This is a genomic window from Streptomyces pseudogriseolus (assembly GCA_002154585.1).
Classification (GTDB): Bacteria; Actinomycetota; Actinomycetes; order Streptomycetales; family Streptomycetaceae; genus Streptomyces; species Streptomyces pseudogriseolus.
The window spans coordinates 1-7,533 of record MUNG01000656.1; the positions used below are offsets into that span (position 1 = coordinate 1).

At 74.0% G+C, this 7,533-nt stretch carries 6 protein-coding genes; 4 read left to right on the forward strand and 2 right to left on the reverse strand.

Translation table 11 applies throughout. The annotated features are described in order from the left end of the window. Nucleotides 1-87: 87 nt before the first annotated feature. Together ftsL and rsmH are read right to left on the reverse strand one after the other, a co-directional pair. Nucleotides 88-582: a cell division protein FtsL gene (gene ftsL / locus CCN29_RS33825; protein ID WP_228730965.1), complete on the reverse strand. Its 495-nt coding sequence runs from the start codon at nt 580-582 to the stop codon at nt 88-90. Between the two features lie 84 nt (nt 583-666). Beyond that, entirely contained in the window at nt 667-1,605 is a 939-nt protein-coding gene (gene rsmH, locus CCN29_RS33830; RefSeq protein ID WP_006131282.1) for a 16S rRNA (cytosine(1402)-N(4))-methyltransferase RsmH, read from the reverse strand. Between the two features lie 478 nt (nt 1,606-2,083). On the opposite strand from rsmH, the gene CCN29_RS33835 reads away from it, so the two are divergent. The 4 genes from CCN29_RS33835 to CCN29_RS33850 all read left to right on the forward strand — a co-directional run. Continuing rightward, on the forward strand, nt 2,084-2,632 hold the full coding sequence (locus tag CCN29_RS33835; protein WP_031018395.1) for a beta-class carbonic anhydrase: 549 nt from the start codon (nt 2,084-2,086) through the stop codon (nt 2,630-2,632). A 274-nt stretch (nt 2,633-2,906) separates the two neighbouring features. Then, nucleotides 2,907-3,974 (forward strand): AAA family ATPase, encoded by a 1,068-nt coding sequence (locus tag CCN29_RS33840; RefSeq protein WP_006131280.1) that lies wholly within the window; start codon nt 2,907-2,909, stop codon nt 3,972-3,974. Next, nucleotides 3,974-5,335: a DUF58 domain-containing protein gene (locus CCN29_RS33845; RefSeq protein WP_031018391.1), complete on the forward strand. Its 1,362-nt coding sequence runs from the start codon at nt 3,974-3,976 to the stop codon at nt 5,333-5,335. Before CCN29_RS33840 ends, CCN29_RS33845 begins: the two co-directional genes overlap by 1 nt. Further along, the coding region (locus tag CCN29_RS33850; protein ID WP_086686290.1) for a transglutaminase TgpA family protein at nt 5,332-7,533 on the forward strand (2,202 nt) is incomplete at its 3' end. The genes CCN29_RS33845 and CCN29_RS33850, both read left to right, overlap by 4 nt.

A 7,533-nucleotide genomic window follows, 5' to 3' on the forward strand; every position in this document is an offset into this window, starting at 1 on the left:
GGCCGGGGCCGGGGCCGGTACGGCCGCGGACGGGCCGGGCGGGTCCGGGCACCCGGCGGCGGGGCGGTTGCCTGTCGGACACTTCCGTCACCTGCCAGGGGTCGAGGCGTGCGGGAAACTGGGGGATGCCTCCGGGGACGGCGGCGGGGCCGTCGCCGTGGCCAGCGCCTCGGGCGCGAGGACGAGGGGGGCGCGGGCGGCGGAGGCCTCGCCGGGGACGCCCTTGACCTTGCCGTCGGGGCCGAGGAAGGCGGGGTCGCCGCCGGGCACCATGCCGAGTTCACGGGCGCGGCGCTGGAGGGCGTCGGGGGCGGAGTAGGCGTCGATGTCGCGGCGCAGGGCCTGCTCCTCGTCCGTGAGCTCCTTGGTCTCCCGCTGGAGGTCGTCGAGGCGGAACGCGCCCTCGCTGAGCGCGGAGTTCAGCACCAGCAGACCGATCAGGCCGCCGCCGAGGAGCACGACCACCAGGAGCACGAAGGGGGTACGGGCCGCCTGGGCGCGTCCGGTGGGCAGGAGGTGCGCCAGCCGGGCCGCCCTGCCCCGCAGCTCGGGCCGCCCCTTCAGTTCGGGTTTCCTGGTCACTCACGCTCTCCTGAGTCCGTTCGTCCCGTCCGTCGCCCGGCCGTCGCCCGCTCCGGGGCCGGCCCGTGCCTCACCGCGGCCGCCTCACTCGACGTCCTCCCGGATGCGCTCGGCGCCGCGCAGCCGCGCGGGGGCCGCACGGCGGTTCTCGGCGATCTCCTCCTCGGTGGGAAGTTCGGCACCGCGCGTGAGCAGCTTGAGCCGCGGCTGGTACTGCTCGGGGACGACCGGGAGTCCGGGCGGGGCGGTGGTGGCGGCGCCCGCCGCGAACACCTGTTTGACCAGCCGGTCCTCCAGGGAGTGGTACGCCAGCACGGCGATGCGGCCGCCCACGTCCAGCGCCTTGACGGCGGCCGGGATCGCCCGCTCCAGCACCGACAGCTCGCCGTTGACCTCGATCCGGAGGGCCTGGAAGGTGCGCTTGGCCGGGTTGCCGCCGGTCCGCTTGGCGGCCTGGGGCAGCGCGTCACGGATCAGCTCGACCAGGCGGGCGCTGGTGGTGAACGGCTCCTTGTCGCGTTCGCGCACGATCGCGGAGACGATCCGCTTGGCCTGCTTCTCCTCGCCGTAGGCGCGCAGGATGCGGACCAGCTCGCCGGGCGGGTAGGTGTTGAGGACCTCGGCGGCGCTGACGCCGGTCGTCTGGTCCATGCGCATGTCGAGGGGGGCGTCCTGGGCGTAGGCGAAGCCGCGGTCGGCCTCGTCGAGCTGCATCGAGGACACCCCGAGGTCGAACAGGATGCCCTGGACGCGCGGGACGCCGAGCCGGGCGAGGACGTCGGGCAGCTCGTCGTAGACGGCGTGCACCAGGGTGGCCCGGTCACCGAACGGGGCGAGCCGCTCGCCGGACAGGCGCAGCGCCTCCTTGTCGCGGTCCAGGGCGACGAGCCGGGCGTCGGGGAAGCGGGTGAGCAGCGCCTCGCTGTGGCCGCCGAGGCCGAGCGTGCAGTCGACGACCACCGCGCCGGGCCGTTCCAGGGCGGGCGCCAACAGGTCCAGGCACCGGTGGAGCATCACCGGCACGTGCCGGCTCTGCCCTTCCTGCCGCCCGTCACCGCCCTCGTGCGGAAGCGCTTCGCGCCCTTTCACTTCGGCCCTCTCAGATCCGGCGTGACGCTCACGCACCGCCGGTTCCCCGCCCTCCCCGATGAGGGGGCGGCCGGCGCCGGAGGCGTCGGCCGGGCGGCGGCGGGAGAAGGCCGAGCCGTACGTACGCGCCGCGCACGCGGGAGATCCCTGGTCGTCGCCGGGGGATCCGGGGAAGTCGTCGCAGCGGGCGGTCTCACCTCCCGCTTCGCGTCACTTTAGTCCACGGCCCCGCCCGGTCAATCAACCGGACTGCGCGTCGCGGCCCGCGCGGGTCAAGAGGCGGATCGGGCACATCACCCGTAGGCAGGGGGTCACACCACTCCTGTGGGTTACCTCACACCAAACGCGGCTGACGTTCTTTGTCCCCTCTCACAACGGGCTCGACGCCCTCGTGACCAGTACCGTCAGGAGTATGACGACTTCTGCATCCGTGCCCGCGGGCCCCGGAAACGCCTCCGCCGCCCCCGGCACCGTGACCGACCGTCTGGTCGAAGCCAACGAACGTTACGCGTCCGCCTTCACCGACCCGGGCATGGACGCGCGCCCGGTGCTCCACGTCGCCGTCGTGGCGTGCATGGACGCCCGCCTCGACCTGCACGACGCGCTGGGCCTGTCGCTGGGCGACTGTCACACCATCCGCAACGCCGGCGGTGTGGTCACCGACGACGTGATCCGCTCGCTGACCATCAGCCAGCGGGCGCTGGGCACCCGCAGCGTCGTCCTCATCCACCACACCAACTGCGGTCTCGAGTCCCTCACCGAGGACTTCCGGCACGACCTGGAGATGGAGGTGGGACAGCGCCCGGCGTGGGCCGTGGAGGCCTTCCGGGACGTGGACCAGGACGTCCGCCAGTCGATGCAGCGGGTGCGGACCTCGCCGTTCCTGCTGCACACCGACGACGTGCGCGGGTTCGTCTTCGACGTGAAGACGGGTCTGCTGCGCGAGGTCGACCCCGCCTGACGGCGGCCCCGCCTCACCGGGCTGCCCGTCGCGGGCCGGCCGCACCCGGAGAGCCGTCGAACGTCGTAAGAGCTGACATATCACTGTCAGTTGTCCACAGGCGAGTGACACGAATCGGTAACGGCGGCAAGAATGCGGAAGTGGTGTCACGCGGAACTTTCCCCGCGTGGTGCCCGTGATTCGGGGTGGGCCGGTCCGCTGGGCACGGGATCGGCCGGCACATTTGGGGAACTCCCCGCTCATCGCGGAGCGGGGAAAGGCCGAGGAGGGCCGGGTGACGACCTATGACGATCGTGCGAGCCATGGGGGCGCCCCCGACCGGGCATACGGGACGGTCGGGGAGGACCTGACCGCCGTCGTGGAGCGCGTGCGCGGGTCGGTGGAAGGCGTGATCGAGGGGAAGCCCGAGGTCGTACGGCTCTCGCTGACCGTGCTGCTCGCCGAGGGACATCTGCTCATCGAGGACGTCCCGGGAGTCGGCAAGACGATGCTGGCGAAGGCACTGGCGCGGTCCATCGACTGCTCGGTGCGGCGCATCCAGTTCACACCGGACCTGCTGCCCTCGGACATCACCGGTGTGTCCATCTGGGACCAGCAGCGCCGTGACTTCGAGTTCAAGCCGGGCGCCATCTTCGCGCAGATCGTCATCGGCGACGAGATCAACCGCGCCTCGCCGAAGACCCAGTCCGCGCTGCTGGAGTCGATGGAGGAGCGCCAGGTCACCATCGACGGCAAGACCTACGAACTGCCCAGCCCCTTCATGGTGGTGGCGACGCAGAACCCGGTCGAGATGGAGGGCACCTACCCGCTGCCGGAGGCCCAGCGCGACCGCTTCATGGCCCGCGTCTCGGTCGGCTACCCGAGCGCGGAGGCCGAGCTCCAGATGCTCGACGTGCACGGCGGGGTCTCCCCGCTGGAGGACCTCCAGCCGGTGGCGCACGCGCACGACATCGTGAAGCTGATCGAGGCGGTGCGCGGTGTGTACGTGGCCGAGCCGATCCGGCGGTACGCGGTCGACCTGGTCGCCGCCACCCGCACGCACCCCGACCTGAGACTCGGCGCGTCGCCGCGCGCGACGCTGCATCTGCTGCGGGCGACGAAGGCGGCGGCGGCCCTTGCGGGCCGTGACTACGCGCTGCCGGACGACGTGCAGGCGCTCGCCGTCGCCGTGCTCGCCCACCGTCTGCTCCCCACCGCGCAGGCACAGCTCAACCGCCGCACCTCCGAGCAGGTGGTGCAGGAGATCCTCCAGCGCACCACGGTGCCCGCGGCGGCAGGACAGCCCGCCGGGTTCGGCCTGGGCCGCGGAGGCTACGGCCAGCAGCCGCCCCGGAGGCTGTGATGAGCGCCGCCGGCGCGGTCCACGCCGACGACGACCGGGGCGACCGGAGCGGGCTGAGGGCCGCCCTGGCGGGGCTCACCACCCGGGGGCGCTCCTTCCTCGCGGCCGGCATCGCGGCCGCGGTGTGCGCGTACGTGCTCGGGCAGAGCGACCTGCTGCGGGTCGGTCTGCTGCTCGCGGCGCTGCCGCTGGTGTGCGCGGCCGTGCTCCACCGCACCCGCTACCGGGTCGCGGGCAGCCGCCGGCTCTCCCCCGGCCGGGTGCCGGCCGGCGCCGAGGCCCGCGTGCACCTGCGCATGGACAACGTCTCCCGGATGCCCACGGGCCTGCTGATGCTCCAGGACCGGGTGCCCTACGTGCTCGGCCCGCGCCCCCGCTTCGTGCTGGACCGGATGGAGGCGGGCGCGCGCCGTGAGGTGTCCTACCGGGTCCGCTCCGACCTGCGCGGCCGTTACCCGCTGGGCCCCCTCCAGCTGCGGCTGTCCGACCCGTTCGGGATGTGCGAGCTGAACCGCTCGTTCTCCTCGTACGACACGCTGACGGTGACGCCCCGGGTGGAGGCGCTGCCGCCGGTGCGGCTGAGCGGCGAGTCCAAGGGGTACGGCGACGGGCTCCAGCGCTCGCTGGCGCTGGCCGGCGAGGACGACGTGATTCCGCGCGGCTACCGCTACGGCGACGACCTGCGCCGCGTCCACTGGCGCTCCACCGCCCGCTACGGCGAGCTGATGGTGCGCCGCGAGGAACAGCCGCAGCGCGCCCGCTGCACGGTGCTGCTCGACACGCGTGCCGTCGCCTACGACGGCGCCGGCCCGGACTCGCCCTTCGAGTGGGCGGTGTCGGGCGCGGCCTCGGTGCTGGTGCACATGCTGGAGCGGGGCTTCTCGGTGCGGCTGCTGACGGACACCGGCGACTCGGTGCCGGGCGAGGGCGCCGACGGCTTCTCCGGGGTGCACCAGGAGTCGGCGGACGCGGCCGGGCTGATGATGGACACGCTGGCCGTGGTGGACCACTCCGACGAGGAGGGCCTGTCCCGCGCCTACGACGTGCTGCGGTCCGGGGGCGAGGGGCTGCTGGTGGCGTTCCTCGGCGACACGGACGACGAGCAGACCGCGGTGCTGGCCCGGATGCGGCAGCGCACCGGCGGCGCCGTCGCGTTCCTGCTGGACAGCGACGACTGGCTGCGGGAGCCGACGGACCCGCCGGGCGACGCGGAGCCGGGCGAGGAGCGGCTGCGGGTGCTGCGCGAGGCGGGCTGGACGGCCGTGGCGGTGCCGCGGGGCGCCTCGCTGGAGCAGCTGTGGCGGCAGGCGGACCGTGAGCGCTCGGGCCTGGTGGCGGCGAGCGGCGGGGAGGGACCGTGATCAGCTCACTGGCCAGGCTCACGGTGCGCGCGTGGGCGGCCTCCCTGCTGGCGGCCTGTGCCCTGCTGCCGCTGGTGGAGTCGACGGTCTGGCTGCTCCAGGCGGCGCTGCTGCTGGGCGTGCAGGCGGGCGTGGGCGCGGCGGCGCGGCGGGTGCCGCTGGCGCGGCCGCTGACGGTGGCGGCGCAGGTGGTCGTCACGCTGATGATGATGACGCTGATGTTCGCGCGGGAGCACGCGATCGCCGGGCTGATACCCGGGCCGGACGCGCTGAGCGCCTTCGGGCAGCTGCTGGAGCAGGGCGGCCAGGACGTCAACCGGTACGCGATACCGGCGCCGCTGAGCGACGGCATCCGGCTGATGCTGGTCGGCGGGGTGCTGGCCATCGGCCTGCTGGTGGACGTCCTCGCGGTGACGTTCCGCAGCGCGGCCCCGGCCGGGCTGCCGCTGCTCGCCCTGTACTCGGTGGCCGCGGGCCTGACGGACAACGGCATCGAGTGGCTGTGGTTCCTGCTGGCCGCGGCCGGCTATCTGATGCTGCTGCTCGCCGAGGGCCGGGACCGGCTCTCGCAGTGGGGGCGGGTGTTCGCCGGGCCGGCCCGCGGCCGGGTCCGGGAGACACCGGACGCGCCGTCGCCGGCGCCCGCGCGGTTCGGGCACCGGATCGGGGCGGTGGCGCTGGGCATCGCCCTGGTGGTGCCGCTGGCGCTGCCCGCGATGAACGGCGGCCTGCTGGACCCGAACGGCCGGGGCGTGGGCGCGGGGGTCGGCGGGGGCGGCACGATCTCCGCGGTGAACCCGCTGGTGTCGCTGCGGGACTCGCTGAACAACGACGACGACCGCACGGTGTTCTCGGTGCGCACCGAGATGGAGAACACCTCGGACCTGTACCTGCGGATCGTGTCCCTGGACGACTTCGACGGCACCACGTGGAAGCCGTCGAAGCGGGCGATCACCCAGGTGCCCGAGGGCTTCCCGGCCCCGGCGGGGCTCGGCTCGGACGTGGAGTTCACGGAGGTCGGCACGTCGGTCTCGGTCGCCAAGTGGTACGGCCAGACCTGGCTGCCGATGCCGTACCCGCCGAGCCGGGTGAGCGTGCAGGGCGACTGGCGTTACGAGCCCGTCGGCATGACGCTGGTCGGCGACCACGGGCAGGACACCCGCGGCCTGACGTACGAGGTGCGCAGTCTCGACGTGCGGCCCACGGCGGAGCAGCTGGCCGGGGCCCCGGAGCCGCCGGCCGACCTGGTGCGCGAGTACACCGAGCTGCCCGACGAGCTGCCTTCCGTGATCCACGAGACCGCGCGTGAGGTGACCGCCGGCGCGCAGAGCGACTACGACCGCGCGGTCATGCTCCAGGACTGGTTCACGCTGAGCGGCGGCTTCCAGTACGACACCCAGGTCGACGTCGGCAGCGGCTCGCAGGCGATCGCCCGCTTCCTGAAGGAAAAGCGCGGCTTCTGCGTGCACTACTCCTTCGCGATGGCGTCCATGGCGCGGTCGCTGGGCATCCCGGCGCGGATCGCGGTGGGCTTCGCACCGGGCTCCCCGCAGGCCGACGGCACAATCTCGGTCGCGATGCGGGACGCGCACGCCTGGCCCGAGCTGTACTTCGAGGGCGCGGGCTGGACGCGGTTCGAGCCGACCCCGACCCGGGGTTCGACGCCGGACTACACCGTGCCGGACGTCCAGGACAACGGTCCCGCGGATCCGGCCCGGCCGTCGCAGGCGGTGCCCTCGGACCCGGAGGAGACGCCGTCGCGGAGCACGGACTGCCGGGCGGACGGCAGCGACCCGGGGTCCTGCGAGAGCGAGTCGCCGCAGGCGGCCCTGCCGGTGGACGACGACGGTCCGAAGTGGCAGGCGGTGCTGCTGTGGGCCCTGGCCGGGCTGCTGGTGCTGGCGCTGCCGCTGTCGCCGCTGCTGTGGCGGACGCGGGTGCGGGGGGTGCGGCTGGGCGGCCACGGCCGTACGGAGGAGGACGTCGCCCCGTATGTGCTGGCCGCCTGGGAGGAGCTGACGGACACGGCCTGGGACCACGGGATCGTGCCGGACGAGTCGCTGACCCCGCGTGGGGCGGCCGACCGCATCGTGCGGACGGGCGGGCTCGACGGGGACGCGGCGGCGTCGGTGCGGCGGCTGGCGGGGGCGGTGGAGCAGGTGCTGTACGCGCCGCGGCCACGGCCGGCCGTGGGGCTG

Excerpts from the sequence above, each read along its gene's own strand:
- CCN29_RS33835 (WP_031018395.1), top strand. The coding sequence starts at position 2,084 with ATGACGACTTCTGCATCCGTGCCCGCGGGCCCCGGAAACGCCTCCGCC.
- CCN29_RS33845 (WP_031018391.1), top strand. The coding sequence starts at position 3,974 with ATGAGCGCCGCCGGCGCGGTCCACGCCGACGACGACCGGGGCGACCGG.